32 protein-coding genes are annotated in these 26762 nt (G+C 54.4%); 12 read left to right on the top strand and 20 right to left on the bottom strand.

Annotation, left to right across the window (positions count from 1 at the left end; translation table 11 throughout):
• Positions 1–111: 111 nt before the first annotated feature.
• The 3 genes from CQ011_RS03220 (at position 112) to CQ011_RS03210 (ending at position 3849) form a co-directional block, all read left to right on the top strand.
• Positions 112–2217, top strand: a complete 2106-nt coding sequence (locus CQ011_RS03220) for a catalase (RefSeq protein ID WP_105674549.1) — start codon at positions 112–114, stop codon at positions 2215–2217.
• Between the two features lie 166 nt (positions 2218–2383).
• Entirely contained in the window at positions 2384–2875 is a 492-nt protein-coding gene (locus tag CQ011_RS03215; protein ID WP_105674547.1) for a transporter substrate-binding domain-containing protein, read from the top strand.
• A complete protein-coding gene (locus CQ011_RS03210; protein ID WP_105674545.1) occupies positions 2872–3849 on the top strand; it encodes a cation efflux transmembrane domain-containing protein in 978 nt (325 codons plus the stop codon). Before CQ011_RS03215 ends, CQ011_RS03210 begins: the two co-directional genes overlap by 4 nt.
• Before the next feature lie 122 nt (positions 3850–3971).
• On the opposite strand, the gene CQ011_RS03205 is transcribed toward CQ011_RS03210, so the two are convergent.
• The 6 genes from CQ011_RS03205 to CQ011_RS03185 form a co-directional block, all read right to left on the bottom strand.
• On the bottom strand, positions 3972–5816 hold the full coding sequence (locus tag CQ011_RS03205; RefSeq protein WP_105674543.1) for a thiamine pyrophosphate-requiring protein: 1845 nt from the start codon (positions 5814–5816) through the stop codon (positions 3972–3974).
• Positions 5817–5866: 50 nt separating this feature from the next.
• Positions 5867–6154 (bottom strand): hypothetical protein, encoded by a 288-nt coding sequence (locus CQ011_RS03200; protein ID WP_105674541.1) that lies wholly within the window; start codon positions 6152–6154, stop codon positions 5867–5869.
• Between the two features lie 73 nt (positions 6155–6227).
• Positions 6228–6806: a cysteine hydrolase family protein gene (locus tag CQ011_RS03195; protein WP_105674539.1), complete on the bottom strand. Its 579-nt coding sequence runs from the start codon at positions 6804–6806 to the stop codon at positions 6228–6230.
• 87 nt (positions 6807–6893) lie between these two features.
• Positions 6894–7145 (bottom strand): hypothetical protein, encoded by a 252-nt coding sequence (locus CQ011_RS03190; RefSeq protein ID WP_105674537.1) that lies wholly within the window; start codon positions 7143–7145, stop codon positions 6894–6896.
• A gap of 20 nt (positions 7146–7165) precedes the next feature.
• Positions 7166–7321, bottom strand: a complete 156-nt coding sequence (locus CQ011_RS17745; protein ID WP_181147964.1) for a hypothetical protein — start codon at positions 7319–7321, stop codon at positions 7166–7168.
• Between the two features lie 23 nt (positions 7322–7344).
• Complete coding sequence (locus CQ011_RS03185) at positions 7345–7614, bottom strand: DUF7218 family protein (RefSeq protein ID WP_105674535.1); 270 nt, start codon at positions 7612–7614, stop codon at positions 7345–7347.
• Between the two features lie 332 nt (positions 7615–7946).
• Between CQ011_RS03185 and CQ011_RS03180 the strand changes: the two genes are divergently transcribed.
• A complete protein-coding gene (locus tag CQ011_RS03180) occupies positions 7947–9026 on the top strand; it encodes a carboxylate-amine ligase (RefSeq protein ID WP_105674533.1) in 1080 nt (359 codons plus the stop codon).
• A gap of 108 nt (positions 9027–9134) precedes the next feature.
• On the opposite strand, the gene CQ011_RS03175 is transcribed toward CQ011_RS03180, so the two are convergent.
• A complete protein-coding gene (locus CQ011_RS03175; protein ID WP_105674531.1) occupies positions 9135–9644 on the bottom strand; it encodes a Dps family protein in 510 nt (169 codons plus the stop codon).
• 243 nt (positions 9645–9887) lie between these two features.
• Positions 9888–10361: a DUF4383 domain-containing protein gene (locus CQ011_RS03170; RefSeq protein WP_105674529.1), complete on the bottom strand. Its 474-nt coding sequence runs from the start codon at positions 10359–10361 to the stop codon at positions 9888–9890.
• Between the two features lie 584 nt (positions 10362–10945).
• Here CQ011_RS03170 and CQ011_RS03165 point away from each other — a divergent pair.
• Together CQ011_RS03165 and CQ011_RS03160 are read left to right on the top strand one after the other, a co-directional pair.
• On the top strand, positions 10946–11269 hold the full coding sequence (locus CQ011_RS03165) for a hypothetical protein (protein ID WP_286161068.1): 324 nt from the start codon (positions 10946–10948) through the stop codon (positions 11267–11269).
• An 86-nt stretch (positions 11270–11355) separates the two neighbouring features.
• Positions 11356–11556: a hypothetical protein gene (locus CQ011_RS03160; RefSeq protein WP_105674525.1), complete on the top strand. Its 201-nt coding sequence runs from the start codon at positions 11356–11358 to the stop codon at positions 11554–11556.
• A gap of 125 nt (positions 11557–11681) precedes the next feature.
• Here CQ011_RS03160 and CQ011_RS03155 read toward each other — a convergent pair whose 3' ends face one another.
• Positions 11682–12485 carry a DUF2382 domain-containing protein gene (locus CQ011_RS03155; RefSeq protein ID WP_105674523.1) on the bottom strand — a complete coding sequence of 268 codons (804 nt, stop codon included), beginning with the start codon at positions 12483–12485 and terminating at the stop codon, positions 11682–11684.
• A gap of 491 nt (positions 12486–12976) precedes the next feature.
• Positions 12977–13417, bottom strand: a complete 441-nt coding sequence (locus CQ011_RS03150; RefSeq protein ID WP_105674520.1) for a hypothetical protein — start codon at positions 13415–13417, stop codon at positions 12977–12979.
• 442 nt (positions 13418–13859) lie between these two features.
• Here CQ011_RS03150 and CQ011_RS03145 point away from each other — a divergent pair, with 442 nt between their 5' ends.
• Together CQ011_RS03145 and CQ011_RS03140 are read left to right on the top strand one after the other, a co-directional pair.
• Entirely contained in the window at positions 13860–14984 is a 1125-nt protein-coding gene (locus CQ011_RS03145) for a glycosyltransferase (RefSeq protein WP_105674518.1), read from the top strand.
• Positions 14981–16060, top strand: coding sequence for a glycosyltransferase (locus CQ011_RS03140; RefSeq protein ID WP_105674516.1), 1080 nt, complete (start codon positions 14981–14983; stop codon positions 16058–16060). The genes CQ011_RS03145 and CQ011_RS03140 overlap by 4 nt, the downstream gene beginning before the upstream one ends.
• Here CQ011_RS03140 and CQ011_RS03135 read toward each other — a convergent pair.
• A complete protein-coding gene (locus CQ011_RS03135) occupies positions 16057–16914 on the bottom strand; it encodes a glycosyltransferase family 2 protein (RefSeq protein WP_105674514.1) in 858 nt (285 codons plus the stop codon). The two genes, CQ011_RS03140 and CQ011_RS03135, sit on opposite strands and share 4 nt — an antisense overlap.
• Before the next feature lie 80 nt (positions 16915–16994).
• Between CQ011_RS03135 and CQ011_RS03130 the strand changes: the two genes are divergently transcribed.
• Both CQ011_RS03130 and CQ011_RS03125 read left to right on the top strand, forming a co-directional pair.
• Positions 16995–18113, top strand: a complete 1119-nt coding sequence (locus tag CQ011_RS03130; RefSeq protein WP_219844174.1) for a glycosyltransferase family protein — start codon at positions 16995–16997, stop codon at positions 18111–18113.
• A gap of 140 nt (positions 18114–18253) precedes the next feature.
• The gene (locus tag CQ011_RS03125) at positions 18254–18730 is read left to right on the top strand and encodes a pyridoxamine 5'-phosphate oxidase family protein (protein ID WP_105675024.1); all 477 of its coding nucleotides are present in this window, start codon (positions 18254–18256) and stop codon (positions 18728–18730) included.
• Between the two features lie 198 nt (positions 18731–18928).
• On the opposite strand, the gene CQ011_RS03120 is transcribed toward CQ011_RS03125, so the two are convergent.
• The 3 genes from CQ011_RS03120 to CQ011_RS03110 form a co-directional block, all read right to left on the bottom strand.
• Positions 18929–19126 carry a CsbD family protein gene (locus tag CQ011_RS03120; protein WP_105674511.1) on the bottom strand — a complete coding sequence of 66 codons (198 nt, stop codon included), beginning with the start codon at positions 19124–19126 and terminating at the stop codon, positions 18929–18931.
• 166 nt (positions 19127–19292) lie between these two features.
• Complete coding sequence (locus tag CQ011_RS03115; RefSeq protein WP_105674509.1) at positions 19293–19550, bottom strand: DUF4235 domain-containing protein; 258 nt, start codon at positions 19548–19550, stop codon at positions 19293–19295.
• Positions 19551–19658: 108 nt separating this feature from the next.
• Entirely contained in the window at positions 19659–19850 is a 192-nt protein-coding gene (locus CQ011_RS03110) for a hypothetical protein (RefSeq protein ID WP_105674507.1), read from the bottom strand.
• A gap of 251 nt (positions 19851–20101) precedes the next feature.
• On the opposite strand from CQ011_RS03110, the gene CQ011_RS03105 reads away from it, so the two are divergent.
• Positions 20102–21196, top strand: coding sequence for a hypothetical protein (locus CQ011_RS03105; protein WP_105674505.1), 1095 nt, complete (start codon positions 20102–20104; stop codon positions 21194–21196).
• A 156-nt stretch (positions 21197–21352) separates the two neighbouring features.
• Positions 21353–21565: a hypothetical protein gene (locus tag CQ011_RS03100; protein ID WP_146112546.1), complete on the top strand. Its 213-nt coding sequence runs from the start codon at positions 21353–21355 to the stop codon at positions 21563–21565.
• A 50-nt stretch (positions 21566–21615) separates the two neighbouring features.
• Here the strand turns inward: CQ011_RS03100 and CQ011_RS03095 are convergent, their stop codons facing one another.
• The 6 genes from CQ011_RS03095 to CQ011_RS03070 form a co-directional block, all read right to left on the bottom strand.
• On the bottom strand, positions 21616–21939 hold the full coding sequence (locus CQ011_RS03095) for a hypothetical protein (RefSeq protein ID WP_286161067.1): 324 nt from the start codon (positions 21937–21939) through the stop codon (positions 21616–21618).
• Positions 21940–22317: 378 nt separating this feature from the next.
• Complete coding sequence (locus CQ011_RS03090; protein WP_181147963.1) at positions 22318–23409, bottom strand: carboxylate-amine ligase; 1092 nt, start codon at positions 23407–23409, stop codon at positions 22318–22320.
• Positions 23410–23468: 59 nt separating this feature from the next.
• The gene (locus CQ011_RS03085) at positions 23469–23669 is read right to left on the bottom strand and encodes a CDGSH iron-sulfur domain-containing protein (RefSeq protein ID WP_105674498.1); all 201 of its coding nucleotides are present in this window, start codon (positions 23667–23669) and stop codon (positions 23469–23471) included.
• Positions 23666–24688: an iron-containing redox enzyme family protein gene (locus CQ011_RS03080; RefSeq protein ID WP_105674496.1), complete on the bottom strand. Its 1023-nt coding sequence runs from the start codon at positions 24686–24688 to the stop codon at positions 23666–23668. Before CQ011_RS03080 ends, CQ011_RS03085 begins: the two co-directional genes overlap by 4 nt.
• Positions 24689–24786: 98 nt before the next feature.
• Positions 24787–26211 carry a phytoene desaturase family protein gene (locus CQ011_RS03075; RefSeq protein ID WP_105674494.1) on the bottom strand — a complete coding sequence of 475 codons (1425 nt, stop codon included), beginning with the start codon at positions 26209–26211 and terminating at the stop codon, positions 24787–24789.
• Positions 26208–26738: a hypothetical protein gene (locus CQ011_RS03070; protein WP_105674493.1), complete on the bottom strand. Its 531-nt coding sequence runs from the start codon at positions 26736–26738 to the stop codon at positions 26208–26210. Before CQ011_RS03070 ends, CQ011_RS03075 begins: the two co-directional genes overlap by 4 nt.
• Between the last annotated feature and the right edge of the window lie 24 nt (positions 26739–26762).

Genomic DNA, 26762 nt, shown 5'->3' with positions numbered 1-26762 from the left:
GGTCGAAGATGTGAAAATCATGGGAATTAGATTATTTGCTGGCAAGCGGTATGAAGGTTCCCTAACGTGGCTGGCATCCGCAGGCAATCTATTCGAAGCTGGGAACGCGTCATGACTAATCAACCAGAACAGCCATCGAACCCGGACCATCCGCCAGTACTATCGGGTCCCGGACAAGACAGTGAAACCCTGACCACCACCCAAGGTGCTCCGGTGAGCGACACTGACCACTCGTTGAAGGCCGGCGAGCGCGGCCCCACCCTTTTGCAAGATCACCACCTTCGCGAAAAGATCATGCACTTTGATCATGAGCGAATCCCTGAGCGGGTGGTCCATGCCCGCGGCGCGGCAGCTCATGGAACATTTGTCAGCTATGGCAATGCGTCACAGCTGTGCCGTGCCGACTTCCTGCAGCCGGGAAAGGAAACCCGCGTTTTTGTCCGTTTCTCTAACGTTGTAGGGTCCCGGGGTTCTATGGACACCGCACGCGACACCCGTGGGTTCGCCACTAAGTTCTACACCGAGGAGGGAATCTTCGATTTGGTGGGTAACAACATGCCGGTGTTCTTTATCCAAGATGGCGTGAAGTTCCCGGATCTGGTTCATGCTGCTAAGCCACATCCTGATGTGGAAATTCCGCAGGCGCAATCCGCTCACGATACATTCTGGGATTTTGTTTCACTGCATACTCCGGCTCAAGCACATGCAATGTGGCAGATGAGTGACCGGGGGATTCCACGCTCGTACCGGATGATGGAAGGATTCGGTGTCCACACCTTCAGGATGGTTAGTGCCAGCGGTCAGTCTTCCTTGGTGAAATTTCATTGGAAGCCTAGGCTCGGTGTGCATTCGCTAGTTTGGGAAGAATCCCAGCTCGCGGCCGGCGCCGATCCGGATTTTCACCGGCGTGACTTGGCCGAGGCTATTACCGCAGGTCATTATCCTGAGTGGGAATTGGGTGTGCAGATTCTTCCCGATGATGGCACCTATACATTTGAAGGGATTGATCTACTTGACCCGACAAAGTTCATCCCTGAGGAATTGGCTCCGGTACAAGCCTTAGGAAAGATGGTGCTTGACCGGAACCCGGAGAACTACTTTGCCCAGACGGAGCAGGTTGCCTTCCATCCAGGACACTTGGTGCCAGGAATTGATGTCACCGATGATCCGTTGTTGCAGGCTCGTTTATTCTCTTATCTTGATACTCAGCTAACCCGCTTGGGCGGCCCCAACTTTGCACAGATCCCCATTAACCAACCGCAGTCGCCAGTCAATGACATGTTCCGTGATGGTTTCCACGAACATCGCGTGCCACAGGGTATTGCCCCGTACCAACCAAATTCCCTAGATGGTGGTTGCCCCTATATGTCGCAGGTGGCCTCGGGGGAACATCCGCCGTTGGACTTTCCGCAAGAGCTTGGGGCCAGCGAGAAGGTTCGTGCCGAGCCTGCGAGTTTCTCCGATCACTACAGTCAAGCACGGTTGTTCTACGTGAGCCTCACCGCGCAGGAACGCGCCCACGTACAGCAGGCGTACTCGTTTGAGCTGGGTAAATGTACGGATGTGGCGATTCGCCAGCGACAAGTGGACTGCCTTGCGCAAATTGATGCCCAGTTGGCCTCCACCGTGGCCGAGGCATTGGGGCTGGACGCTCAGGCAGCAGCGAAGGACTTACCTCAGACGCAGCCAAGTGCCGCACTTTCGCAAATTGGATCTCGTTGGCCGGTTGACGGACGCAATGTTGCGGTGATCTTCAACCGCGGCAATGAAGAGCACCTCGCGCAGGTTGTTAAGGACCTCACCGGCTTGGGCATAAACCCGTTGTTGGTCTCAACTCAGGGCGGGCAGACAGCCGGCGGGCTACCGATTGACCGTACCTATCTCACAGCACGTTCCATAGAATTTGATGCGTTGGTACTCCTTGGACCGCTTCCGCCGGCCGCAGACTCTTCGGTTCCACTTGATGCGAAGGCTGGAGCGCCCACCGCAGGGGCCGTTCCGATAGATCCAAGGGTGTCGTTGTTGGTCAATGAGGCCTACCGACACAGTAAAGCAATTATCTGCATTGATGGCCAAGACGACGGTCTGTTGGATGCGCTCGGCATTGTCAATGACGGCCCAGGGATCGATACCGTACCAGTGGCTGCTGTGGCCCATACGGCGGAGGACTTGTTGGCGACACACCGTGCGTGGGAAAGATTCCCTATCGCCGAATAACGCGCAATATCTGAGGGCGGGTAAATCCTTGAGTGGATTTACCCGCCCTCATGCTGTTCCTGACAGTTCCCGGGGATAGGTAGGTTCGCATCCCAGGGTGCAGTACGTTCGAGGCATCAGTAACTTGGAGGATAAATCTTTAAGATACGAAAGGACGGTGCTGACTATGAGCCATACCCATAGCCGTCGTCGTGTTACTGCGTTGATAGGTCTGAGCTTGATAGTTGTACTAGCAGGGTGCTCGCAAGCCATTCCCGTGGATCCGGAAGGAACGCTGAATTCGGTACGCAACGGCACCTTGCGCATTGGACTTTCTCCCAATGATTCATTGGTTGAGATCAAAGGATCCTCTTACCAAGGTAGCGAAGTGGAGCTGGTTAAAGACTTCGCACAGAGTTTAGGTGCCAAACCCGAGTTCATTGTCGGGGGAGAAGAGAGCCTGGTCAAGAAGCTTGAAGAGGACCAGGTTGATTTAGTGGTTGGTGGCATCAGTAGTAAAACTCCGTGGTCAAAGATGGTCGGGATGACCCGCCCCTACACACAGGTCATTGATGAGAAGGGTAAGAAGGAAAAGCTAGTTCTGCTGGTTCCTCCGGGGGAGAACGCATTCCTCGGAGAACTTGAATACTTCTTAGATCAGACTCAGGAGATGCCATGATCCCGGAAGCCGGAACTCACCTACCCGAAGAGCAACGGCAAATGATGCGACGAGCGACCAAGCTGGAATGGATTAGCATCGGTTACGCCGCGTGCACCATTACCGCCGTAGCATTGGTAGTGGGCAACTCACAGGCAATGCGCACTGCCTGGATTGACGATATGCTCTCCGTACTTCCACAAGTTGCCTTCCTGCTTTCCGGGGTATATGTGCGTCGCTTGCGACGCCCTACTCATCCCTATGGGTACCACCGAACCATGAGTGCTGGGCACCTAGTCGCAGGGGTGGCTTTGCTTTCCGTCGGCGGAGTACTCGTTTATGAAGCAGTCTCCGCGCTGGTCAAGCTTGAACATCCTACTATCGGCACCATGAACGTCTTCGGGCACACTATCTGGCAAGGCTGGCTCATGATTGCAGTCATGGCGTTCTTTGCCGTACCCGCGGTGATCTTGGGCAGACTAAAGATCAAGGCCGCTAAACCGCTACACAACAAGTTGCTCTATGCAGATGCCTCGATGGCCAAGGCAGACTGGCAAACGAATGTGGCATCGATTGTTGGTGTCGGCGGTATCGGCTTTGGGCTTTGGTGGCTAGACTCCGTCGCCGCGCTGGTGATTTCCGCGGGAATTATCCAGGATGGCTGGAAGAACACCCGATCGGCAACCGTAGATCTGCTGGACCGACGGGCCACCTCCTACGACGGTAAAGATCCGCACCCGCTGATTCCGAGAATGGAAGCGCAACTGAAGTCCTTTGGATGGATCGAGGATTGCGGTATTCGAGCCAGGGAACTGGGTCAAGTCATGCATGTCGAGGCTTTCATCGTTCCCATATCCGGGGACGTGATCATGACTCAGATCCAGGAAGTGAAAGCTGCTCTGGAAGATACTGATTGGAAAGCCTATGACGTGGTGGTGACTCCGGTGCTAGAACTGCCTGACTTTTTCTCCCAGCCGCGAGAAGTGACGAACTGAAACCTGTGAAGTAACCACCATCAAAAATGGGGCCTCCCGGAGCCATTCCGAACTGGACTGGCCTCCGAGGGGTCCCATAACATTTGTGCAATACGTAGGTCAGCAGATCAAAGAGCTCGCCCTTAGCCGGAGTCCTTATCACCGCTTTCCATATCCGCGTAGACCTGTAGTAGCTGTAAGGCGCGCTCGCCGGCTTTCCCTTCCTGCGTCAGGGCGCTACGCATATTTTCCAACATGCTTTCTCCTTGTGGGAACGGGGGAAGCAATGGAATATCGGGATCGGTATGCATTTCGAGCAGCATCGGGCGGTCCGCGTTCAGCGCCTGCTCCCACGCGTCGGCAATCGAGTCAGGGTGAGAAATACTCCGCGCCGCGAGACCAAGCATCTGCGCGTACTCGGCGAATGGAAAGCCCGGCAGGTCTTGACTCGGCGAAAAACGTGGTTCACCTTCGGTCTCACGCTGTTCCCAAGAGACCTCGGCCAAGTCACGGTTATTAAACACGCAGATAATAAATCGCGGGTCTTCCCACTCTTTCCACAGCTCGGAAAGCGTCACCAACTCGGCATTGCCACTCATTTGCATGGCCCCATCCCCGGCTAGCACAATCGTGGGACGCTTCGGATCGCGTAGCTTAGCTGCCAGCCCATAGGGAATGGAGGCACCCATACTTGCCAGGGTGCTGCATAAATGGGCAGGCACTCCTACCGGCAGTCGTAACTGACGGGCATACCAATACACACAACTTCCAACATCCACCGCCACTTGCGCATTAGCTGGGATCAGCGCAGATAGCTCGTGCACCACCCTTTCCGGGTTCATAGGCCGCGCCGGAGTCATCGCTCGCCTGACCGCCACGGAACGCCATTCGGCCACCGCGCTGCGCACGAAATCTCTCCATGGTTTGCGCCGCTCTGAGGCCGCTGGCAAGTGCTCTTCCAAGGCACGTAACGTATGGGCGGCATCTCCGAGCAGGGCCACATCCACCGGATAGCGATTGCCTGGCCGTTGCGCATTCACGTCAATCTGTATAGCTTTTGCCTGTCCCAGAGGCGGATAAAACTCGGTCCACGGATCGTTGGATCCCACGATCAACAATAAGTCGCACGAGTCAAGCAGTGTGGCGCTCGCCGTGCTGCCCAAATGGCCCATAACACCGGCCACCTGCGGCCACGACTGATCAATGTAGGGTTTACCCAACAAACTGGTCACGATGCCCGCGTCTAACAGTTGCGCGACGGCGTGCACCTCATCTGCCGCAGTGCGTGCTCCCTGACCTACGAGCATCACAATTTTTTCGGCTCCCTCGATCAGTTCCACCGCCTGGCGCAGTTCTGATGTGCGCGGAACTACCAAGGGTGCTTGCCACACCGCCGAGGAAGGAATTTGGCCATGCGTAGTGCTTGGCTGCACTGCGTCGGCTTGTTGGATATCGTGAGGGACTATTACCACCGCGGGCCCCGAGGATGCCAAGGCGCTACGGATCGCCTGATCTACCACGTGACGTAGCTGTTCAGGTGCGACGACTTCCTCGCAATATACGGCGACGTCCTTGAACAGCGCCTCCAAATTTAATTCCTGCTGATATCCACTGCCTAAGGCGGTGGTGTTCTGCTGCCCAACAATGGCCAGCACCGGCATTGAGTCAAGTTTGGCATCATAGAGTCCGTTGAGCAGATGCACGGCACCCGGACCTTGAGTCGCAAGCATCACTCCCAAATCCACGCCCGCGTGATGCTCCTCGGGTCGCTCGATGGCGTACTGACCAAGCCCATATTTAGAATGAGCTACGGCCATGAACGCGGCATTTTCCTCGTGCCTGGCTTGAACGAACCTCAGACCCGAATCGCTGCGTCTTAAGGCGCCAAGTATTGGATTGATCCCATCGCCGCTGTAGCCGAAGAGCCGGGTGACACCCCAGGTATGCAAGCGTGCAATGAGTTCATCTGCCACTGACTGAGTGCTCATGGATCTGTACTCCTTGTAATTGACAAGTTGTTCATGGCTAACTCTTTGGCTTAGCGTTCGGGGCGCTTATCCTGCAAGTGCCGTGCAGGGGACTGCGGGGAGCTTTCGTTCAGGGCCTGGTCAATGTCGGCAGGGGACTCGGTGGCCACAGCCAACGGATCGGTGGCATTATGGTCTTCGGCCATTGCCTCGTCACTGCGCAACGGATCCGAAGCGTCTAAGGTTTGTGGATCATCGGATGAACCTTCGGTGACAGGTTGTCCATCACGCCCGTCTAGAGGTTCATCCTCTAGACCTTCTTGGTTCACGGCGTGGAATTCAGCTTCGTTGAACGACATTTTTACTCCTTCAAGAGATCATGGAGACCGGATAGGACCCGGGTTGCTGGCCAATGTACTAGGTACGGTTGCTCTACGACATAGCCTTGATCAAACTTTCAGTATTGACCGCAGGCTGGCGATGCAGCGTCTCCATCTGCAATAACGTGGTCTTTTCAAAGTTTGGATCTTCAGAAGCTACCGCCTGCTTAGCCACAGCTACCCGATAGTTTGCAGCGAAAGCGACTTCCGCGGTGGCCGCCATACAGGAATCTGAAGCCACGCCTGCCAAAATCAGTGAGCGGATCCTGTGGAAGTGCAATAGCCCGTCCAAACCCGTTTGCCAAAAAGCACTATCGCGATGCTTGATGACGTCTACGGCGCGAGACAGATCCAATTCGTTGAGGTGCTGCGCTTGCTCGGTTCCCTCGAAGAGGAAGCCTTGGTCATCTTCCAACATGCTCAGTGTCCACGTTGATTTATCGCGCTGGTGAATGGTGCAAACATTTACTATCAGCAGGTCATGTTTCCGGGCTTCCTTCAGAAGCATGTTGCATTGCTCGGTCACCTGCCGGCGCTGCTGCTCTAACGCCGGGGTTTCGAAAAAAGCATTTTGCATATCAATCATGACCAGCGCAGGGCGTGAGAATAATTCGGGCTTCCAGCTACGCATCAGTAGTGCCGATTTTAGGTGTAACCAACGAGGGGGACAGGGATTTACCTGTCCCCACCCTCGGTGAATGTGCCCTGGTCGTATTCACTAGACACCGGCATCGCTACCACCGCGCGGGTGGTCTAGCTTGCTAGGGCCCTTGATCATTCTGAACAGACCCCAGATGGCCATGAGTGCGCCCCATGCGACACCAATCCACATCGGCGACATCGACTTGTCGGCATTCTGCGGAATCAGCAAGAATGCTAAGAAGAAAGCACAAATGATCAAGCCAGCTATGAGCAGTCCCAATCCCAAGTGCTTTGTGCGTGCAACCTTTTCCGGTTGTTGTGAAGTCATTTTTTGCTCCTTAGCGCCGGCTATCCGGCATCAAATCGATCCGGATCATCGAGTTCGTCCGTAGCTTCGTTCTCGTCTGGCTCCGGGTCGGAAATCGGTCCCCGGCGCGCCACGTCGTGTTCCTCCGGTTCCTCTGCCAGCGAGTAATTTTTCTCAGAATTCTCGTGTTCGGTCATCGTAAATACCTCTTCTCGGGCGATTAGCTGTTTCGGAGCAGGTCTATCAGGGCGCTCTTGCGCTTGTCCGAGTAGTTTTCCACCCCAATTTCTTTGGCACGTTTCTTTAGTTCCTCCACGGTCCAGTCCTCGTAACTCCCGGACTCACCTCCGCGTTCGCCAACTTTGTCTCGGCCGTCGCGGGCCGCCGCATTGGCTATCCGAGCGGACTTCTGTTTGGAATTTCCCTCGTCGCGGAGCTCTTCATAGAGTTCTTCATCCTTGATTCGGCTTGAGCCCTTTTTCTCTGCCATTTCTACTCACCTCTCGCCTGGTGGTGGTCGACTGGAAGAACCTACCAGGTACCGCACACGCTAGGCTCCAGTCGCAGTCTTCGCTAGCATCGGTGCATTTCTTTATGGTAAGTCTCAGAAACGTGGCCTGCCTTGGGCGATTTGGTTAGCACAGATTGTGGCTGCATGAGAGCACTAGGCGAGAATTTCAGCTAATTGCGGGGGAGTTTCGGGCTGGTGGGTCTTGAGTGATGTCAGGGCGGCTGACATCCTGAGGCTACGGATAAACAGCAGATTTGCCTTTATCACTCAACGAAGACCCTAGCTGAGGGCTAACTGACGGGGGGAAGAGTATGAGTACCTTCGGTATCGAAGAAGAATTCTTCATGATCGATGCGGAAACCGGGCTCCCGGCTGAACCGGATCCTAACCCGTTCAAAGAACTGCTGGACTCGCAGCGAAGTGGAGAGGTGCAACACGAACTGTTGGCTTGCCAGCTGGAGTACGCCAGTGCCATTTGTGAAGACAGAAACCAGGCGTTGGAGGAATTGCGAGGTTTCCGTACCGCTTTGGCCCACCAAGCTGAGTCGTCCTCAATGATTGTTGCCGGACTCGGTGCAGCACCAATGATTGCGCAGAAAACTCCGACGGTGACAGACAACGCGCGATACCGCGATATCCACGCGTGGCTTCCGGGAATCACCTCTGAGCATTACATGTGCGGTCTACATATTCATGTGTCAATTCCTGACCGTGACGCGGGGGTCAGGGCCTTAAACTTCCTGCGACCGTGGTTGCCGTTATTCTGTGCGCTCGGAGCTAACTCACCCTTGTGGCACGGAGCGGACAGTGGATTCTCTTCTTGGCGGACTATCCACTACCGCAAATGGTCCGTTCAGGGTATCCCGCCACATTTTAGTGATGCTTCGGACTACGAGAGTCGATTAAGGGTACTGATCGATACGGACGCAGTCCCGGATCAAGGACATATTGGGTGGGCCGTTCGGCTTTCGGAATCCCATCCAACCATTGAACTGCGCGTTGCCGACTCTCAATTGCGAGCCCAAGATTCAGTCCTACTTGCGGTGCTCGCTAGAGCGCTGGTGGACACGGCACTGAGTTCCGGGGCAACGTCCTATGAATACCTGCCCGAAAGACTGGACATCGCATTTTGGCAGGCTGCCAAACATGGACTCACCGGAAACCAGATCAACCCCGTTGACGGAAGCACTATCAGTAGCAAGGATTTGATGGGCCGGTTGCTGCGTCTCATCGAACCAGCACTGCGGGCTAGTGGGGATTATGATTTCGCTGTGCATTCATTGCTCAACATTTTAGAAATGGGAAACGGCGCGGTACGTCAAAGAGCGGCGTTTGAGCGCGGGTCAATCAGCCATGTGTTAGCCAATGCACATAGCGAAATGCGCATGTAGTACGTGTCAGATCAGGCTTTCAGCGCACTATTTAGGGGAACTGAGCAACACAAAGTACGCGAGACCGGAGCTTAGCTCCGGTCTCGCGTACTATTCTCGGCTTAGTGATTAGGGTTTGCGCGTCTCGGCACTGATAAACCAGGCTTGCTGTTCAAGAGCCGCAATGTATCCATGCAGGATGTCCGCGGTGGTCGGGTCTGCCTCATCAACCGGGTCATGAACTTCACGCATCACGCCAACGGTGGCCTCCAACGCTTTGACAACCATGTCCACGGCGTTAGTGGTCAAGATTTCGCCGTTGGTAGGCTGATCAAGTTTGGTGTACTTGGTGATGGTGGCAGCCATACCGTCAGGAGTCGCGTGCAAGGCTCGCATGCGCTCGGCAATTTCATCCGAACCTCGGCGAGCAATGTCCACAATCTCATCGAGATTCTGATGTAGGTCGCGGAAGTTAGGGCCAACGACGTTCCAGTGGATCTGTTTGCCGACTAGTTGCAAATCCAGTAGCTGGATGAGCACCGATTGCAGTGAGTCACGCAATACGTCAGGGGCGATAAATCCGCCCTCTACATGCTCTTTACGGGTTTTGTTTGCTGGAGTCTTTTTTGTGTTCGACATGTTGTTCTCCTTTGCGGTGAAGTTGAGCCGTACAGTGGCGAGCTTGCGGGCTCACCGACTAATTTCGACGCTACTATTTTTGGCCTCCGAGGGGAAATGAATAAAAGGATTCTCACGTCTCTCCAAGGTTCTCCAGAAGCGTCCTAATAACTCTGACTATTTATTTGCAAGGGGTCTGCATGTCCTTCGGATCGAGAGTTGTTAAATGAAAAGTATTCATCCCAAGTAAAGCAAGGGGATGAATCAGTCAGAAATCGGTCTGGAATCTCGCTGCTCCGGCGCAGTGCCATCACGAGTCAAAAAGAGGCCAAGTGCCATCATGCCTGCGCCAAGAACTAGATGAAGCCAATTATCCGCATCGTTGAGCGGGATGAAATTGGCGGCACCATCAAAGTCAATGATGAGCCCGTAGATCCAGAGCAATAGATAAATGAATCCGCCACCAGCAAGGTAGCTCTTAGCCGCGGGAATGCTCCGTGCCATGACCAATCCAGCGATACCAAACAGGAGATGCACGGCGTTGTGCAGATAGGAAACCTGGAAAATTCCCAGCAGTTTTGCTTCGGAATGGTGTCCAGCTGCCGACAAGGATGCATAGTTCGTAGTAACCCCCGGGATGAACCCGAGAATTCCGACGATCAGGAAAACTACACCAATCAGCAAGGCGGCTTTCTCTACAGCAGACCGGATATCCGAGGGTGTGCGACTGACATTCATGAGGTTATTCCTTTGTGCTTATTCAAAGACAGTGTGGGTCACGCTCATACGTCAGTTGGTGGCGTAGACCGCGTGACAGATACGTTAGAGACAAGTAAAGCGCCGTGAAAGCCGAGCCTGAAGTACACAGGAATCTTTTAGGATCCGAACTATGTCAATATGCAAAGAGACCAGCCTCGGATCTAGCCATATCCAACAAATACCGGTACCAAGTATCGGCTCGCATCGCTGCGGGATATAACGTTTTGTGTACTTTGAATAATTGACCTCTGACATGTTCTTTAAGGTATTTAGTTGACCTAAACATTTCTTTACTCCAGCATCCGGGATAGGTTGAAAACACACTCTGTTGCCAGTGCTGGATATCGTTCCGTGGATTCCTCCGCAGAAGCAGATCTGAAAGGTAGTGCAGCGTGACTCATGGGGAGTACTCGGAAAGTTACGGACACAGTGGAGGTTGCAGAAAAATGCCTGGAAGTATCACCAAATCAAAAACTGCTCAGCGAGTGGCTGAATTACTCGGCGCCCGAGAAGGCCGAGAACACTTAAATCAGTATGGATGGGTCCAAGGAATGCCCATTGTCATGGCAACCACAGCGGAGAAACTCATCGATGTGATGGGTTTAGTTTCAATTCACGAGCGTGCGGTACTCATTGCATTGGCTAGCGCGGAAAATCACCAAGTGCAGTTGATGCATGTCTCGATGCCAAATGCAGTACTCCGGGTGGTAGCAGCCGCGGACGAAGAAGCAATGATCGAATCGCTTTTTGATCTGGTGGCGCGTCAGGAAATGACCGAGTTCCGTGTGAAATATTGGGCGCACAGTGCGGTAGCTCAACGAATACCTCCCTTTGTACCCCAGACACACCAACCAGCATGTTCCTATGCAAAATACCTAGGGACCTAGGTCCGGGCAGGAAGTCCTATACAATTCTTCGCTTTTAGGATTCGCTGCACGGTGGGACAGAGACACAACAAAATTGAGGTGTGCAAATGAGCAAAAATCATCTACAGGTGCTGGCAAAGGATCCGGGACGTTGGACAGCGTCTTTGAACGGCGAACATGTAGCCACGTGTAGCTCGAGAATCAGTGCCTATCAGCAAGCTTTGAAGAAAGCCGAAGAACTCGGAAACGCAAAGATCTTCGTTCATGATGACGACGGCGAATTGGACTACGAGGAAACTTACCCGTAATCGAATAACCGGCGACTGGCCCATAAGCGATTGGTAGGGCAGTACGGCACAGGTCCGATACGTGTGATGAGCACGTACCGGACCTGTTGCGGTTTTTTAGTTGCGGTTGGTGAATGACGCGGCGATTAGGCCTGGCGGTTCGTCCCGTCGTCCAAACCTTCGGTTTCGATTTGTTCCTTGCGCAACTGGGCGTCGATGCGTTCATCTTCGACTACGGTTTCAGTATCCAAGCGGACCCGTTCAACCGGCACGGTTTCCTTGTCGACTACCGGACGTTCCGCGTGAAGCGTGACCTCTTGCTCTTCAGAACCCAGTTCACCGGTTCGATGAGCGTCCGAATCCTGCGCGTCTGTGAGCGGAACTCGTTCGAGGAGGACCTCCTCATGGCTCACCGGGACGGTCGTGGTCACGTCTTCGGTCACCACATGCTTGCGTAACTTGACCTTGCCGGTCTGAACTTCTTCGGTTCCCACCCGGAGCTGTTCCTCGGAACGTGTCATCGAATCATCGTTCGCAGCATCGAAGTCAGCCCGCTCGGCGGGGGCGGCCGGGTTGGCAGCTAGATCCTGCTCGGTGCCGACGGTGCCGACGGTGCTTTGGTCTGCGGTGTCGTAGGAGCGGCCATAGTATCCGTAGAGTTCTCGTTCGTCGGACTGGCTTAGCTCGTCAGCTGCGTCGATGCGCGGTGCGTCCTTGACCATTTGTTTGTCGTAGGGGACGCTGAGCGTATCGCCGACCACTGAAGCGTCGGTCAACGGGACGAAGCTTTCAGACATTCCGAAAAGCCCGGTGCGTACGGTGACCCATTCGGGTTCGCCGGTGTGGTCATCGAGAAATACCTGACCGACTTTTCCAATTTTTTCGCCGTCCGTGCCAATTACGGTTCCACCGATCTGGCTCAATTCGTGAATCTGATCTGTGTTGATCATGAGTTTCTCCTTCTGCTGCGTTCGTCAATGAATTTTCAAATCCAAACAGGTCGCCCGGTGTTGTGGCCGGGCGGCTAAAGCTGCGCCTCAGTGGGGCGTGACGTGAGATAACTTTTTGTTTCCACGGTCATTGTGTAACCGTGTTGAGTCCACGGTGGCACAAATTTCTCCGAGTGGATCCGAGTCTTATTTTTAGGTGAAAGTAGGCTTCGTAACGACTGTGAAAAGTCGGACTAGCCTTTCATGGGCTGGCCCAAGAGTTTAGCGGTATCCCGAATACGCGGGAGCTATACCAATAACTTCAGAGGCAGGAAACTAGAATCTCTGAGCACAAAATAGAGGTGCAGACATAAGTGTGCCACCTTCAAATTCAAACGGTTTGATAACTGAACCGGTTATTGAAGGTGGCATCGTTTGCTGAGGAAAGGGTGGGTCAGCGAATACTGCTAAACCAGGGCGTTCGTCTTATGTTCGCGAAATATTGGCTACAGCTAGCGAGCCAACTCCGGGCGATACGCGCCCACATTAGACGTCTGATAGGGATTGAAGAACGGTAGGGCATGCGCTATGCGGCTGAACTTCCATTGTTTGACTCTAAACGTCAGTAGACCCGAGAGATCAGCGGCTTTGAATAGGTCCCAGAGACTGAAGTGCTTGGGGAGACAGGGAACAATCTGTAGCGCTCGGCTTAGATCCGAAACGTAGAGCAGGCGCAGATCGTCACTTTCTGGCTCTGCCACCGCTATTAGGGCAGGGCGCTGATGCAAAGAAAGTAGTCCCATGGTTGTTTCTAGTGGTTCATGGGCTTTGCCGGTGACAATCGGCATACCTTCGACCCACGAGTTGGAAGTCAGAAAGCTCCGTCCTTCGCGGGAGGCTAATAATGCTCTGATTTGTTCAATGAGTGATGGTTGAATATATTTTCCGGGCATTGTCGATCCTTGGATGTGTTGAGAGAGGGAATCGTTTGATCCCTTTCGTCGCACGGAGAACAGGCATGTCCCTAACGAATTGGCGTGCACTTAGGTGTGCAAGACATTCCGATGCAAGCAAACTCGGCTTACTTCGCACTGTACGGGTATTCCAGTCCAATAGATAGTCGATTATTCCCTGCTGGCACACAGGAGCCTAGTCAGCATACAGAATGCTGATGAGATTGGTTGATAAAAATCCTTGAGAATTTTCTGTCTTGCCTTTTGTGACTTCTAATTAATGGATTCTTAAAAAGTGGATTTTTGGGACCACGGAAGGTTAATCCCGGAAGAATGCTGGGAAATCTACGATTCTTAAACGCCGCTACTGAGCTGGAGGATACTCTGCCCAAAGATCATCGATCTTGACGGTAAAAAAGATCCCAGAAAGGCGGACAAGCACGTGGCATCCCAGTTGATGGATTCGCCTAATCCACTGCGCATCGCGGTTCTTGCGCACCTTCACCACCCGATCCGCTCGCCCTATGCAGGCGGGATGGAAGCGCATACGGCACACCTAGTCTCACACCTTGGCTCACGGGGTCATGAGGTAATCCTTTTCGCCAAGGAGGGTTCCGAACAACTGTCTCCGCAATCCAGAGTACGAATCCACCCGGTCTTAGCTCATTCCTTCGTGGTGAACGGATATCCAGATGAAGACCAGCGTAACGACCAGCATCTACTGCTGGATGCGGCAATGGATAAGGCGGTGCAAACCATTCGTACCGGCGAATTTGACGTGGTGATTAATAATTCGTTGAGCCCCATTCCACATGCTCAACTTCGCGGCATCCCGGTCCTGCATATTTTGCATACCCCACCCCTTCCGCGGATTGTTGCTCAGCTGAAGACCGAGAAAACCGATCCGCTCCACCGCTATGCCACGGTCTCCGAATCAAATGCCGCGTTGTGGCGTCCCTGGTTGGAGCAATTGCAGGTGGTGTCCAACGGAATCAACCTTGATTTTTGGGCCACACAAAACACGTGTCACGTCGAATTGGGGACCGCTGCCTGGTCCGGGCGAATCACCCCGGAGAAGGGCACACACCTGGCCATTGAGGCAGCGCGTGCCAACGGGCTACGCCTGTTTATTGCCGGCCCTATTCAGGATCAAGAATATTTCGACAACCTCATTGCGCCCAAGCTTGGTGAACGTACTGTCTACGCGGGTCACCTAGATCAAGGCGGGCTGCGGGAACTAATTGGTGCCAGTGAAGTCTTCATTTCCTCACCGCTCTGGGAGGAACCTTTTGGGCTAACAACGTTGGAAGCCATGGCTTGTTGCACCCCGGTCGCGGCGACCCCTGCAGGAGCGATGGCCGAACTGTTAGGGACTACCGGTGGCGCAATCGCCTCTGAAAGTACAGCAGAAGCCCTCGGTGTTGCAGTAGGACATGCGCGCAGTATGGATCGGGCAGCGGTGCTGGCGCGTGCTAGCAGGTTTACGCATGAACTAATGATTCAGACCTATGAATCCATGATGAACGAAATTTTAGACGAAGCATTCTCCACGAGGGCGCAACGATGAGTGCTCCACGCATTTCCTATTACGCGCACCATATGGGTTCCGGTCACCTGCGCCATGCGCACAAAATTCTGGACTCGGGTCTCTTCGAGCTGCAGGTGACCAGTACCGGGGAAAGAAATGAAAATCTACTCCCAGCCCAGACAAACTATGTCTCGTTGCCACCGGATGTCAGTGCGAGCACCAAGGTGCAACCTGTCACCGGTGGCTACCTGCACTATGCACCAACCGGAACACACATTGTGGACAGATTTGCGACGCTAAACCAGGCCTGGCAATGGTTTGGGCCGGATGTTGTGATGGTTGACGTTTCTGTAGAGGTGGCGCTCTTTGCCAAGCTCAGTGGGTACCGCGTAGCGATGCGGCGTATGCCTGGTACGCGCACGGATCCGGCTCATGTCCTGGCTTACGACATTGCCGATGCATTGTTCGCCTATTATCCCGAGCAGCTTGAGGACCCCTCGCATCTGCACAAGTATGGCCACAAGACCCACTGTTTGGCGGTTCCTAAGCCACAGCTAAAGGACCCCGCGCCAAACGCCGCGAGCACGGCGTTGACCTTTGGTTTCGCGGAGCAACCCACGGTGGTTGTGCAGACATCACTCGGTGCTTCTATCGGTCAGGCAGCAATCATCCGTGCAGCCCGTGCGACCCCGCGATGGACCTGGCATGTGTTGGGCAGTGTCCATGATGACGGAGGCCATCTCCCGGAAAACCTACAACTACACGCGGTGGTACCAGACCCCGAAGCGTGGATGGCAAAAGCTACCGTGGTGATCACGTCGGCCGGCCATAACGCGGTGGTAGCTGCCGCGGTCTCAGGTCGGCCAGTGCTGCTCATTGCCGAGGAACGCCCCTTTAACGAACAACATTGTTTCGCTCAGATGCTCCATCAAGCCACCGGGTGCATGGTAGAAGATTCTTGGGATAGTCCGGTGGACTGGAACGCTACCTTGGAGCGTGCCGCAGCCAGCGATGGCTCGTTGCTGTCTAAGGCATTGTTCGTCACTCAAGACGAATTTGCGTCGCGTTTGGAACGGCTTACCTACCAGCTGATGGGCAGTGAGCAGCGATGCTAGTAAGCGACCTCGCTATAGGCTTCCTGCACTTCACGCGAGGTGGGTTCGCGAATCACGTGCAAGGTTGGACAGCCAGGATCAAAATCAATCAGACCACGTTGGGTAAAGGCATGAAGCCAACCTTCCATCGGCCAAACACCCCACCGTTCACGGAAGATTTTGGCATTTTCCACGATGGCCGCAAAGTGGTTCAGCGGAGGTTTGCACACTCCATGATGCTGGTGAAACACCGTCGCATCGCTAAAAACCACCGGCAGGCCATGATCGCGTGCAGTGAAAGCGAAATCCGTGTCTTCGGCGCCGTACCCGGTGTATGCGGTAGAAAACCCGCCAATACGTTGGAAGTCGGCGGCATGGATGGCGAATCCCAAGGACCAAAACATCTCATATCTATCGCTGGGCTTATTTTGCGCCACCGTTTGGCGCAAATGATGAGCTACCGACAGCTCACGAAGCGTGGTGTCTCCGGGCGTAGCTACTTCTTGAAGCGCAGCACGCAAGTACCGAGGGCTGGCCATGACCAATCCTGCATGCTCTTTCAAACCACGCATCAACAAGGAAAACGCAGGCATGGATGGGATGCAGTCCACGTCCAGGAAAACAAGATGCTCAGAACGTGCATGGTGCGCGGCGGTATTTCGGGCACGCGCCAACGGCAGGCCACGATCTTCAGGACCGGACTGCAGATGGATGACCTGCAACGGCACCTGGCAACTTACCGGGTCCGGCTGCGGGTCATCCATGTAGACCACCACAACTTCTTGGGGCCGCCAGGAACTTGCCTGGACCCCGTCTAATAAGCGCTGAAGATGACCGGTACGTCGATGGGCAATGACTAACACCGAAAAATCCATTGAGCTTCAACCGTTCCTTCATAACTCACACTGTGACGGCACGACACTACCCATTCACCACTCGTAAATCAGGATTTCCAATGACTTCTCAGGCTACTTCCAAGATTATCCGGGTCGCTTCCGTACCCAGCGATCAGATCTACATCCGCCATCTTGACTCTTGGCAGGGACAGCAGGACCCGCAGATCCGGCGTTTAGCGGACCCAATTCCAAGTGTTGGGGTGCGCAGTACACAATCCGCGTGGTGGCCACCGCTGATGCTGACACCTGGGTGGGTGCGGGAAAACCACCACGAATTTGACCTCATGCATATCCATTTTGGGTTTGATTCACAAGACCCAGCTACCTTGCGTGAAACCGTTGCAGAGCTACGGCGTCTAGGCAAACCATTGGTCTACACGGTCCATGACCTGACCAATCCGCATCAGGCTAATCGCGGGCCACATCTAGACCTCTTAGATGTGCTCATTCCCTTCGCCAACGAACTGATTACACTCACCGACGGAGCCGCGGCAGAAATCGCCGCGCAATGGGGTCGGGCTGCCCACGTTCTACCGCACCCGCATGTGCTGGACTTTGAGAGCATGGAACGGATTAGGCGGTCCAAGGAGACGCGCAGCCGGCAAGAACCGGACAGAATTCGGCGCATCGGCGTTCATTTGAAAGGACTGCGTGCAAATATCTCGCCAGCAATTATTGAACCGCTCTCACGGATCGTGCAGGAGTATGAAGGTGCGGTGCTACAAGTTAATATTCACCAACAGGTGATGGACCCAGCGAACAGTGAATATCAAGAGGAGCTGGCACGGACTCTGGCCGAGGGGGACGCGCAAGGTAAATGGGAATTGGTTTGTCATGAGTACTTCACCGAAGCAGAGCTCTTTGAATACCTTGGCTCGCTTGATGTAAATGTGTTGCCGTATAAATTCGGGACACATTCGGGCTGGTTAGAGGCGGCACTGGATGCTGGAACAGCGGTCGTAGCCCCGATGTGTGGCCAGTACGTAGGTCAGCACCCATCGGTAGCTGGCTACCGGTGGAATGGGGAGCAAGTAGATGAAGACTCTTTGCAGCAGGCGGTGCGAAAGCAACTGGCGTTGTCATACGTTCCCGGCATGAATGCCAACGAACGCAAGGAACAACGCGAAGCATTGGCGGAGGCCCATCAGCGCATTTATAGCTCGTTACTCGGACGCTGAATGCAGTGGTTTGCCCGCGGGCTTGCGTTCAAAGAAATCGTAGACGCTAGCTGACAGTCAGCTGGGGAGGGCTCCGAAGAGCGTGGAAAATCTGTAACGTGAAAATTGCTGAGAACAACCAACCGACCAAGGAGCTAGTCATGGCCAACGAAGAGGTTCGCAAGGTTTTAGAGATCATCAAAAATGTGCGGATAGGCATGGTGACTATCCAGAGCCAGGGGAAAATGGTCAGCCGTCCACTGACCGTCATTGAATCCACCGATGAGGGAGACCTGTGGTTCTTTGCCTCCGCGGACACGGACATTGTTCGCGAATTTGAGACACAGGATCTGGTCAATGTGTCCTTCTCCGGAAGTAAAGAGTGGGTTTCGGTCAGTGGCCGCGCCTCCGTGGTGCGGGATGTGTCGAAAAAACAAGAGCTCTGGAATCCCATGGTCGAAACGTTTGCGGCAGCTGGTCCGCAATCCCCGGAGACCGTATTGCTCCGCGTTGATTCGCAGTCTGCCGAGTATTGGGAGAATCCCGGCGGAGCTGCAAGTCTCATCGCAAGTTGGGTAAAGCAAAAAATCACCGGCAGCGCAGCTACACCGGGGGACTCGAACACGGTTGAGCTCTAGAAATAGTTGCTCCATGCATTGCTAAGTTGATGGTTTCCGTTCTTCAACAGAAAAACGGAAGCCATTGACTTATTGCGGGGAAAATCTCCCGGAGCCCACTAGATATATATCGGGGGCAAGGAATAGCCGTGAAGTTCAAGGACTACACATAGAACTGTGCCCCACGGACCATCAGATCCATGGGGCACAGGGTAAACGCTACTTGTCGGTTAGACCGTCTTTGGCGTCCTTAGCTGCGTCTTTGACGTGCTCGCCAGCCTGTTTGGCTTTCGCCTCAGCCTGATCCTTGGCGCCTTCGGCCTGCAGCTTATGGTTGTCGGTGGCGTCACCGACGGATTCCTTAGTCTTTCCAGAAACTTCCTGAGCTTTGTTCTGGATCTTGTCTCCAATGCCCATGATTACTACCTCCTGTGTGGTTCCGGTACTGACATTTTGAACTATAGATCGATTCGCAAATCCATCATTTGAAACTGAGCGCTGGCTGGGAATGATCCCACATGGTGCCTAGAATCCGACGCCGCCCCTATCTCTTTTGGGCTGGCTGCGAGTGGCACTTGAGCAGTTAGTGCTTCGCTACTCGTCGTTCCAGACCCCGGGTCCAACGTTTAGTGAGAGCCTGAATGCAGGCGGCACTGGCGCCGGATATCACCGCAAAGACTAATACTTTGCCCAACGTTGCCTGTTGTTGTTTTTCAGGGTTAGTCACCGATGGCGGATGCTCGCCAGTGGTTTTCTGCCAGAGGGCACCCACGATTTTTGAACCTACCCAGCCAGTAAGCAACGAAGCGAGGGTTCCAAGAAGTTTGGCGACGATGTTCATGGGTAATCCTTTCTCAGGGATGAAGAATGAGCTCGGTGAGTGTCCCAGGTATTTAGTCTTCGGGCCACCGTTGACGCGCCGCTGATCCACGGCGCGTCATAGAAATTGCTAGTCGGCGTCGTAGCGGTCTTCTCTGGAAGTGTTCAAGTCTGGGTCGGCACCCAGAGCGGGATCATCTAGAGGACTGGGTACTTCGCCTGCATCTGTGTGCTGCTCTTCGCCAACTCCAGGCTCATCCGGGGTATCAAAACGTTCCTTAATTTCTTCGAACTTTTCCTTAGCCTTGTCAATAAATGACATGATGCTCCTTCGTTGCCTACCTGGGTATTCGAACCGGATACAGTCGACAATTCCAGAGCTTGCCACTGCGCACAAGACGGTTCTCGTGGGTATTAGCTGTGAATCAAAAAACATGAGAAATCCAGGGAAAAACCTGTGTTTAGAGCGATCCCAATCTGCGAATTTGCTGGAAAACGTTGGCCTACTTTCGTGCGCTACGTATGGTGGGAGGCAGCGTCACGTCAGTGCAAGCAAGTTACCGGAGGTGAGCCTTGGAAGATACAGATTTAAAGACCCGCACGGTAGGTCTACTCGCAGATCCCGGTATAGCTCAGGCGTTGGCCAATAAGGTCAGCACTCGGCTGGAGTCAGTGCTTAATAGCAAGTATCAAGACGAAGCCACCTGGACGGTGACGGTGGACCCGATGTCCCTACCGATGAATGAATCCGGACAGGTCGTGCTGATTAAACATGCATCGCGTCTTCGTGAAGAGCACGGTTGGGACTTCGTCATTTATCTGACAGATAGCCCGCAATACGAGCAGGGCCGGCCGGTTCGCTCGATGATCAGTTGCGATTATGGGGCCGCCACCGTTGTCTTACCCAGTATCGGTGTACCGACCCAACGTGGGGTCGCTCAGACGTTGGCAGATGCATTGCATGAGCTTGCCGAGGGGGACAAGCCGATGCCCAAGCCAACCACCTTGGGACGAGTCTTGAGCGTGCAAGGAAGCTTAGATAGTGCAAATGAGTCGGGGGAGCGATACGACAGTATCGAGGGTATCCGCGGACGCACCATGTTGGTTGTCGGAATGATCTTAGGCAACCGGCCGTGGCGTTTGGTGCCTCGGCTTACCTCCGCGCTGGCCGGTGCGGCGGCAACCGGCGCCTTTGGTGTGTTCTACACCAGCATTTGGTCTATGGCTGATTACCTCAGCTTCGGACGGCTGGTGCTCATCACCGTGGTGAGCGTCCTTGTGCTGAGCACCTGGCTAATATTTCATAACCGACTGTGGGAGAGACCCCAGGGCGCTCGCCGGAAAGAAAAGCTGCTTCTTTACAACCTCGCTACGGTACTGACTGTAGTCATCGCTGCCGCAGCTATGTACCTCTTGTTATTCATCGTGCTGCTTCTGGGCTCGCTGGTGGTCATCGACCAAGCTTTCTTGTCTTTCGAGCTGAACCATGAAGCAACTATGAGTGAATATCTGAATCTTGCGTGGCTCGCAGCTTCCCTGGGAACGCTGGGCGGCGCCATTGGATCAAGCTTCGACCAAGTGGAGTCTGTCCAACGTGCAACCTTTAGCCAGCGCGAGGTGGAGCGAAGAAATATTGAGCTCGGCACTAGCGCTGACGACGAGACGTAACTTCGCCTTGGTAATAAATAGGCCTACCCCATACCAATTTTCCTGTTAAAGCCCTCAGTATTCCTTCGGAGAACGGACACGGCGAGTAGTGTCGGGGAAAGAGGAAAAATCTGAACGATGTGTACGTGCGTAACGTAGGACGGGGAGGTGGCGCAAATGCCGAAGCAAGTGCTCAGACTTTCCCTGACCAAGGACCAGATTGCCGACTTATTGAATGCTTTAGAAGATCACCGTGATGATTTTCGCGCGAAGGCGCAGGAAGCCGCGGGTGGGTTGGGTTTAGATGTTGCCTACTGGCGCTCCCGTGTAGATGAAGTGCAGCGGTTACTTGATCTAGTATCCATATCGGCACAAGTTAATCGGTCTTAGACCGCGCGCGGACTAAGACCGATTAACTTGTATCAACTTTTGACTCTAAGCTAAATAGCTGAGCCCGCTGGGGTATGAAAAGGTTTAGCCAGCTCATTGTCCGCGAAGAATGGAATTGCATGAGCCACGGCGCTGTGTTTCCAGTACTTCACCCGGAAGGTTTTCATTCCGCAGTGTTCGGCATCGTGGAAGAGGTCTCCAATGAGGCAGCCCTGTTCCGATTCCTTGACGACTTCCAGCGCTGGAGATGTCTCGGAGATGTGGAGAAATTTGAGCACATCGGTTCTTGGATCGGTTAGGGCCACCAAGACCGGACCTTGATGTACCGACACGAGGCCCATCACATCATCCAGCTTTTCTGCCGGCTGGGTCATGATTACAGGCATTCCTGATTTCCAACCGTAAGTTCCGAGGTGCTTTCTTCCTTCTCTTGATCCCAGCAGTACTGCGACGCGTTGAGCTGTCTGAGACCTGACTAGCCGACCTGGCATTTGAACTACCCTCCACTTCTAGACGATACTTCTCAACTCCAACTGAGCGGTGATCCGCCGTTGTCTCCGCATTGGTATTCTTCGACCTAGCAGGGCTTGGCCTATCAGTTGAAACAACGGGATTCAGGGTTGAAAGTATCATTTGTAATGTGGAGGTGAAGTGTCCATTCAGAAATTCTCAGTTATTTCACAGATTCTAGGGTTTTGCCCAGATCGGCTGTGGGGCCAACGGCACGTGTAGCCCAAAAACTTCTATCTTATTCACTTGATGAACATGTTCTGCGCGCCGTCGAGCACCGCATAGGCTCCGCCGAGGTCCCAGGCAGCGCGTTGCTGTTCTGACCCAGAGCCGGTGTTCGCCCACCGCTGCACCACTTCGGAAACCAAAGCGTCATCCCCGTTGGCTTCTAACGCGGGGCGCAGAAAAGCTAAGAGCCGTCGAAGATGTTCCCATGCGGGCGTATTGGATCCGGAACTCAGATCAAATAGATTCCCCTGCATGCCCACTCTGGCCGCCTGCCATAGTGCTAGTTGCAACAACTCGGGAGCTGTCTCAACCTGTTCTTCGGGTGACTCCAAAACGGTGTCGATCAGCGCGCGCATCAATGCCGCTAAGGCCACCGCCTCTGCCGTGGTCAGCTGTACGTCGCTGGCACGGATTTCAAGGGTTGGAAACTTGTCCGATAACCTAGCGCTCCAACCGATATGTCCTGCATCAGGTAGCGACTCTGAGGACAAGAGTAACTCTTTGTGTCTGAGATAAGTCTCAGCGTCGTCAAAATGCGGTGGTATGCCGTTGATAGACCAGCGACGGTATTGAATGGTTCGCCACGAAGCGAAACCGCTATCCTGGCCACGCCAATACGGTGAATTGCTACTGAGCGCGACCAGTACTGGAACCCAACGGCGAAGGCCATTGAGCGCCCGAATTCCGGACTCTAGATCCGGAACCCCAACATGGATGTGCATCCCGCTGAGATAATGCTCGGAGGCCAGACCGGGTACCAACTCGCGCACTGTCTGATACCTGTTGGCGGGAGTGATTTGGGTCGGTTCATTCGGCACTTGTACAGGAGTCCCTAGAGCCACCGGAAAAATCCCCAGCTCGTTGCAGGCTGCGGCTAAAAGTTGGCGGATGCCACGCAACTCATTCACGGCTTGCCCGGAGTCAGTACAAACACCCGTTGCGATCTCAATTTGCGCCGCCAAGAACTCGGTCTGTACATTTCCCGGTTTCGCTAACGCGTTCAGTGCGAGCAAGTGCGAAGCCTGAACTGGATCCAGCGGAGCTAAACGAAAGGTACGTTCATTGAGAAGGAAGAACTCTTCTTCGATCCCAAAAGTTCTCTTCATCAAAAAGCCACACATTCTTCGGGGGTAAATTAGTCAGTGGCTGTTGCACCACCAGGGAATTATCGGTTCTTTTCGAAGCCGTTCAATTTATGTGATCCATCGCAGTAGGGCTTGATAGCTGACGCCCCACATCGACATAATGCGACAGTTTCGCGTGTACGAGGTACCGGCTGACCCTTATCATCTAGGATTTCAAAGTCGCCGCGCACCAGGAGTGGCCCGCGCGGGCAGACGGTGATGCTGGTGTCATTCTCACTCATCTAATCAATTCCTTGCTGCGCAACGAGCTACGTCCTTGTTCCCACGCCTCCATTTGCCAACGGCCTAGCAAATCATCAATGAAGCACACCGCGTGCGCACCAAAAAAGATGGATGGGCCAAGTTCGGGATCTTCTTCGATGAGCCCGCCGGCCAGATCGCGTCCGGCAATCTGTTCATGCACCGCATCCGCTTCCACATGTTCGTCAAAGTAGTCGGTGACCGGACTCTGGAATCCTAGGCGACGTAGTCCACGTGCATAACGGGCACTAGGAATTGACGAGGTCATTTCATAGATTGCTAGGTGCCCGGCGACTGCTCCGCGCAGGCGGCGGTGCAGTGCAAACAGTGACATCATGTTGACCGAGGCCAAGGTGATGGCGGGAATTTCATCGATATACGCACCGAACTGGGAGTCGAGGTCAAGCCCTGCCATGGTGGTGGCGAATAATTCGCTGTGCATTTTGCCGGCACTGCCGCTGCCGTACTCGTCATATTGGATCTCCACCAGTGCTGACTTGCCACGCCCGGTGAGTCGAGGGATAGCCCACGTATGCGGGTCAGCTTCCTTGAGCTGATAAATGGATTTCTGAATCAGGAATTCTTTGACCTGCTCCACTGTGGCGTGACGTAAAACGAACTCGGATACGGATGGCCCTGTGGAGGAGCCTGCCAATTCAAAGAGCTGAGCCGCAACTTGGTCCGCGGTGTCGGCTATGGCTGGGAGCTCTCCCACCGCATCGCGCAGTCGAGCTTCAAAAGCTGTTTCCAGTCGCGCCCGGAAGGCCAATAACCCGGGGTGCCACTCCCATTGATCGCTTACCCGCTCAAAGCCTCCATAATGCAATTCATAGAGGGCAAAAAGACATAACTGCAGATCTTCGTCGCAGAGGATGTCGGAGTCTGACAATGCCTGGGTGGCTACCTCGTTGAGTTCCGTCAAATCAGTCGACAGATCATTCTGTCCGAGAATTTGAAGCAGCAGAGAACTAACCGGTCCGCGGTGCTGTGGAATTTTCATGGGTTCGTTCCTCACTTGCTACAGGGGATGGTGTGGAACACAGCCTAGGACAATGTCTAATGACAGATCGGTTACTCAAGCTGGTTCTCGGAATTCTCTCAGCTTCGCGTCATGTCTTTAATCGCTTGGTGCGCAGCATTCCAGCCGGCCATGCCATGCACGCCGCCGCCGGGCGGGGTGGAAGATGAACACAGATACAGCCCCGGCACACCGAAGCTGTATGGCGATAGCGAAGCGGTGGGACGCAAAAACTGCTGCAGACCACTCAAAGACCCACCACCAATATCTCCACCCACTAGGTTCGGATTCCAGTCTTCTAGCTGCGCCGGACTGGTTTCCACTCGGCGCAGGATCCGGTCCTTGAATCCCGGAGCGAAGCGTTGAATTTGCGCATCGATCAGCTCTCCCGCAGCCCCGGTATAGCCTTGCGGCACATGCGCATAAGACCAGATCACATGCTGCCCTGCAGGGGCCCGCGAAGCATCTGCAGAAGAAGGCTGAACCACCATTACGAAGGGGCGTTGCGGCATACGCCCGGCGGTTACCTCACGTTCCGCGTAGGCAAGTTCGGAAGCATCACCGACCACGTGAACCGTACCCGCATTCGCCGTGCGTGGGTCACTCCACGGCACCGGGCCATCAAGCAGGTAATCAACTTTGTACACCGCCGTGCCATAGCGCCAACGTTCCAGTTGTTTTCGGTAGCGCGGAGACAATCGGGATCCAGCCATTGCCAGTAATTGGCGCGGGGTGACGTCTAAGATGGTCAATTCTGCCGGCGGGAGCTGGGACAAATCCGTGATGTGAGTGTCGGTATGAATTTGCACGCCCAGCGCCCCGAGGACCTTCAGTAAGGCATTGATGATGCTGCCGGTCCCGCCACGAGCCACCGGCCAGCCCCAAGACTGGCCCAAAGCACCGAAGAGCGCGCCAAAACCGGAGGTAAAGGGATGCTCCAGCGGCAACATGGAGTGGGCGCTGGAGCCGGCAAACAAGGCCTTCGCCTCCCGTGTACGAAAGGCTGTGGCGACAAGTAACCTCGCTGGCGGTAGAGAGAGCAATCCGAAGCGCGCCATGAGCACCGGGTGTGGTGGAATGCCCAGCAGCGGACTGGTCACATTATCCAGTGTGTCGTGTGGGCGCCGAATAAGTGGCCCGTGAAGTGCCTGCCAGACTCGTGAGTCCTGAGGGAATTGTTTGACGGTCTCGTTCAGGTCTTGATGCAGGAGCACCGAATCGGCGCCATCTAACGGGTGGGCCAGCGGGTAGTCATGAAATTTCCACTCTAGACCCTGCCCGGTCAGATTGAAGTGCGCGAAGGCGGGGGATCCAAAGGCGAAAGGATGGGCAGCAGCACCCAGATCCACCACGACGTCATCACCCAAGGTGGTGCCTGAAACAGCAGCACCTCCGGGTATCGCATTGCGCTCAAAGACCTTCACCTCAAAGCCTTGTTCGGCAAGTACCGCCGCCGCGATCAGCCCGTTGGGTCCGGCGCCAACGATATTCGCTTTACGCGTCATTTGCCGTCACCAGAACTGCCCTCCGTCGGCTCGGGCGCGAAGCGGTCTTGCCAGGTTTCATCGCTGAGCATTACCAATTGATTAATCTGGGACAGTGCGCGTTGCTCCAAATCTTCTAGGAGCCCCCGGTCCAGTTGGGGTTCTGCATCAAGCATCAATTGCAGCGTCTGCCACATGCGCAACTTGGCATTGAGCAGCCCGGTGAGCACATCAAGCTGAACCTGCGCTGCGGAGATCTTGCGCTGCCTAAAGGGGTTAAACGGGTTCACCATCCCGGCAAGTTTCGCCACCGGGGCAGCAACTTGCGCCAGCGGCCCACGGCTAAAACCTAAACGATCCATGAGCGATTCCAGATCCTGTTGATCTTTCTCGACTTGCTTCCACAATGAGTTAAACCGCTCTTCATGCGCGGTTCCAGCCCAGGTGTCTTTCGCGGCTTCAAAATGATTTAGGCCGGATTCTGAGCCCAACAGATGCTGACTGAGGTATCTGTGCAGTTTTCCCGGATCGATGGTGTGGTGCGACATCACGATGTTCCTTCGCTTAGTGGG

The organism is Arthrobacter sp. MYb213, from assembly GCF_002979915.1.
In the GTDB taxonomy this organism is placed as follows: domain Bacteria; phylum Actinomycetota; class Actinomycetes; order Actinomycetales; family Micrococcaceae; genus Glutamicibacter.
Note: the sequence above shows the minus strand (reverse complement) of the source record. Positions and strands in the feature narration are given on the sequence as shown.

What these genes read in the sequence shown, in the direction of transcription:
- CQ011_RS03080 (WP_105674496.1), bottom strand. Translation starts at nt 24,688, where the DNA reads ATGAAAATTCCACAGCACCGCGGACCGGTTAGTTCTCTGCTGCTTCAA.
- CQ011_RS03085 (WP_105674498.1), bottom strand. Translation starts at nt 23,669, where the DNA reads ATGAGTGAGAATGACACCAGCATCACCGTCTGCCCGCGCGGGCCACTC.
- CQ011_RS03175 (WP_105674531.1), bottom strand. Translation starts at nt 9,644, where the DNA reads ATGTCGAACACAAAAAAGACTCCAGCAAACAAAACCCGTAAAGAGCAT.
- CQ011_RS03075 (WP_105674494.1), bottom strand. Translation starts at nt 26,211, where the DNA reads ATGACGCGTAAAGCGAATATCGTTGGCGCCGGACCCAACGGGCTGATC.
- CQ011_RS03205 (WP_105674543.1), bottom strand. Translation starts at nt 5,816, where the DNA reads ATGAGCACTCAGTCAGTGGCAGATGAACTCATTGCACGCTTGCATACC.
- CQ011_RS03140 (WP_105674516.1), top strand. Translation starts at nt 14,981, where the DNA reads ATGAGTGCTCCACGCATTTCCTATTACGCGCACCATATGGGTTCCGGT.
- CQ011_RS03090 (WP_181147963.1), bottom strand. Translation starts at nt 23,409, where the DNA reads ATGAAGAGAACTTTTGGGATCGAAGAAGAGTTCTTCCTTCTCAATGAA.
- CQ011_RS17745 (WP_181147964.1), bottom strand. Translation starts at nt 7,321, where the DNA reads ATGACCGAACACGAGAATTCTGAGAAAAATTACTCGCTGGCAGAGGAA.
- CQ011_RS03195 (WP_105674539.1), bottom strand. Translation starts at nt 6,806, where the DNA reads ATGCGTAGCTGGAAGCCCGAATTATTCTCACGCCCTGCGCTGGTCATG.
- CQ011_RS03160 (WP_105674525.1), top strand. Translation starts at nt 11,356, where the DNA reads ATGAGCAAAAATCATCTACAGGTGCTGGCAAAGGATCCGGGACGTTGG.
- CQ011_RS03125 (WP_105675024.1), top strand. Translation starts at nt 18,254, where the DNA reads ATGGCCAACGAAGAGGTTCGCAAGGTTTTAGAGATCATCAAAAATGTG.
- CQ011_RS03215 (WP_105674547.1), top strand. Translation starts at nt 2,384, where the DNA reads ATGAGCCATACCCATAGCCGTCGTCGTGTTACTGCGTTGATAGGTCTG.
- CQ011_RS03100 (WP_146112546.1), top strand. Translation starts at nt 21,353, where the DNA reads ATGCCGAAGCAAGTGCTCAGACTTTCCCTGACCAAGGACCAGATTGCC.
- CQ011_RS03110 (WP_105674507.1), bottom strand. Translation starts at nt 19,850, where the DNA reads ATGTCATTTATTGACAAGGCTAAGGAAAAGTTCGAAGAAATTAAGGAA.
- CQ011_RS03220 (WP_105674549.1), top strand. Translation starts at nt 112, where the DNA reads ATGACTAATCAACCAGAACAGCCATCGAACCCGGACCATCCGCCAGTA.
- CQ011_RS03120 (WP_105674511.1), bottom strand. Translation starts at nt 19,126, where the DNA reads ATGGGCATTGGAGACAAGATCCAGAACAAAGCTCAGGAAGTTTCTGGA.
- CQ011_RS03200 (WP_105674541.1), bottom strand. Translation starts at nt 6,154, where the DNA reads ATGTCGTTCAACGAAGCTGAATTCCACGCCGTGAACCAAGAAGGTCTA.
- CQ011_RS03070 (WP_105674493.1), bottom strand. Translation starts at nt 26,738, where the DNA reads ATGTCGCACCACACCATCGATCCGGGAAAACTGCACAGATACCTCAGT.
- CQ011_RS03130 (WP_219844174.1), top strand. Translation starts at nt 16,995, where the DNA reads ATGACTTCTCAGGCTACTTCCAAGATTATCCGGGTCGCTTCCGTACCC.
- CQ011_RS03180 (WP_105674533.1), top strand. Translation starts at nt 7,947, where the DNA reads ATGAGTACCTTCGGTATCGAAGAAGAATTCTTCATGATCGATGCGGAA.
- CQ011_RS03135 (WP_105674514.1), bottom strand. Translation starts at nt 16,914, where the DNA reads ATGGATTTTTCGGTGTTAGTCATTGCCCATCGACGTACCGGTCATCTT.
- CQ011_RS03190 (WP_105674537.1), bottom strand. Translation starts at nt 7,145, where the DNA reads ATGACTTCACAACAACCGGAAAAGGTTGCACGCACAAAGCACTTGGGA.
- CQ011_RS03165 (WP_286161068.1), top strand. Translation starts at nt 10,946, where the DNA reads ATGGCAACCACAGCGGAGAAACTCATCGATGTGATGGGTTTAGTTTCA.
- CQ011_RS03170 (WP_105674529.1), bottom strand. Translation starts at nt 10,361, where the DNA reads ATGAATGTCAGTCGCACACCCTCGGATATCCGGTCTGCTGTAGAGAAA.
- CQ011_RS03115 (WP_105674509.1), bottom strand. Translation starts at nt 19,550, where the DNA reads ATGAACATCGTCGCCAAACTTCTTGGAACCCTCGCTTCGTTGCTTACT.
- CQ011_RS03210 (WP_105674545.1), top strand. Translation starts at nt 2,872, where the DNA reads ATGATCCCGGAAGCCGGAACTCACCTACCCGAAGAGCAACGGCAAATG.
- CQ011_RS03185 (WP_105674535.1), bottom strand. Translation starts at nt 7,614, where the DNA reads ATGGCAGAGAAAAAGGGCTCAAGCCGAATCAAGGATGAAGAACTCTAT.
- CQ011_RS03095 (WP_286161067.1), bottom strand. Translation starts at nt 21,939, where the DNA reads ATGACCCAGCCGGCAGAAAAGCTGGATGATGTGATGGGCCTCGTGTCG.
- CQ011_RS03150 (WP_105674520.1), bottom strand. Translation starts at nt 13,417, where the DNA reads ATGCCCGGAAAATATATTCAACCATCACTCATTGAACAAATCAGAGCA.
- CQ011_RS03155 (WP_105674523.1), bottom strand. Translation starts at nt 12,485, where the DNA reads ATGATCAACACAGATCAGATTCACGAATTGAGCCAGATCGGTGGAACC.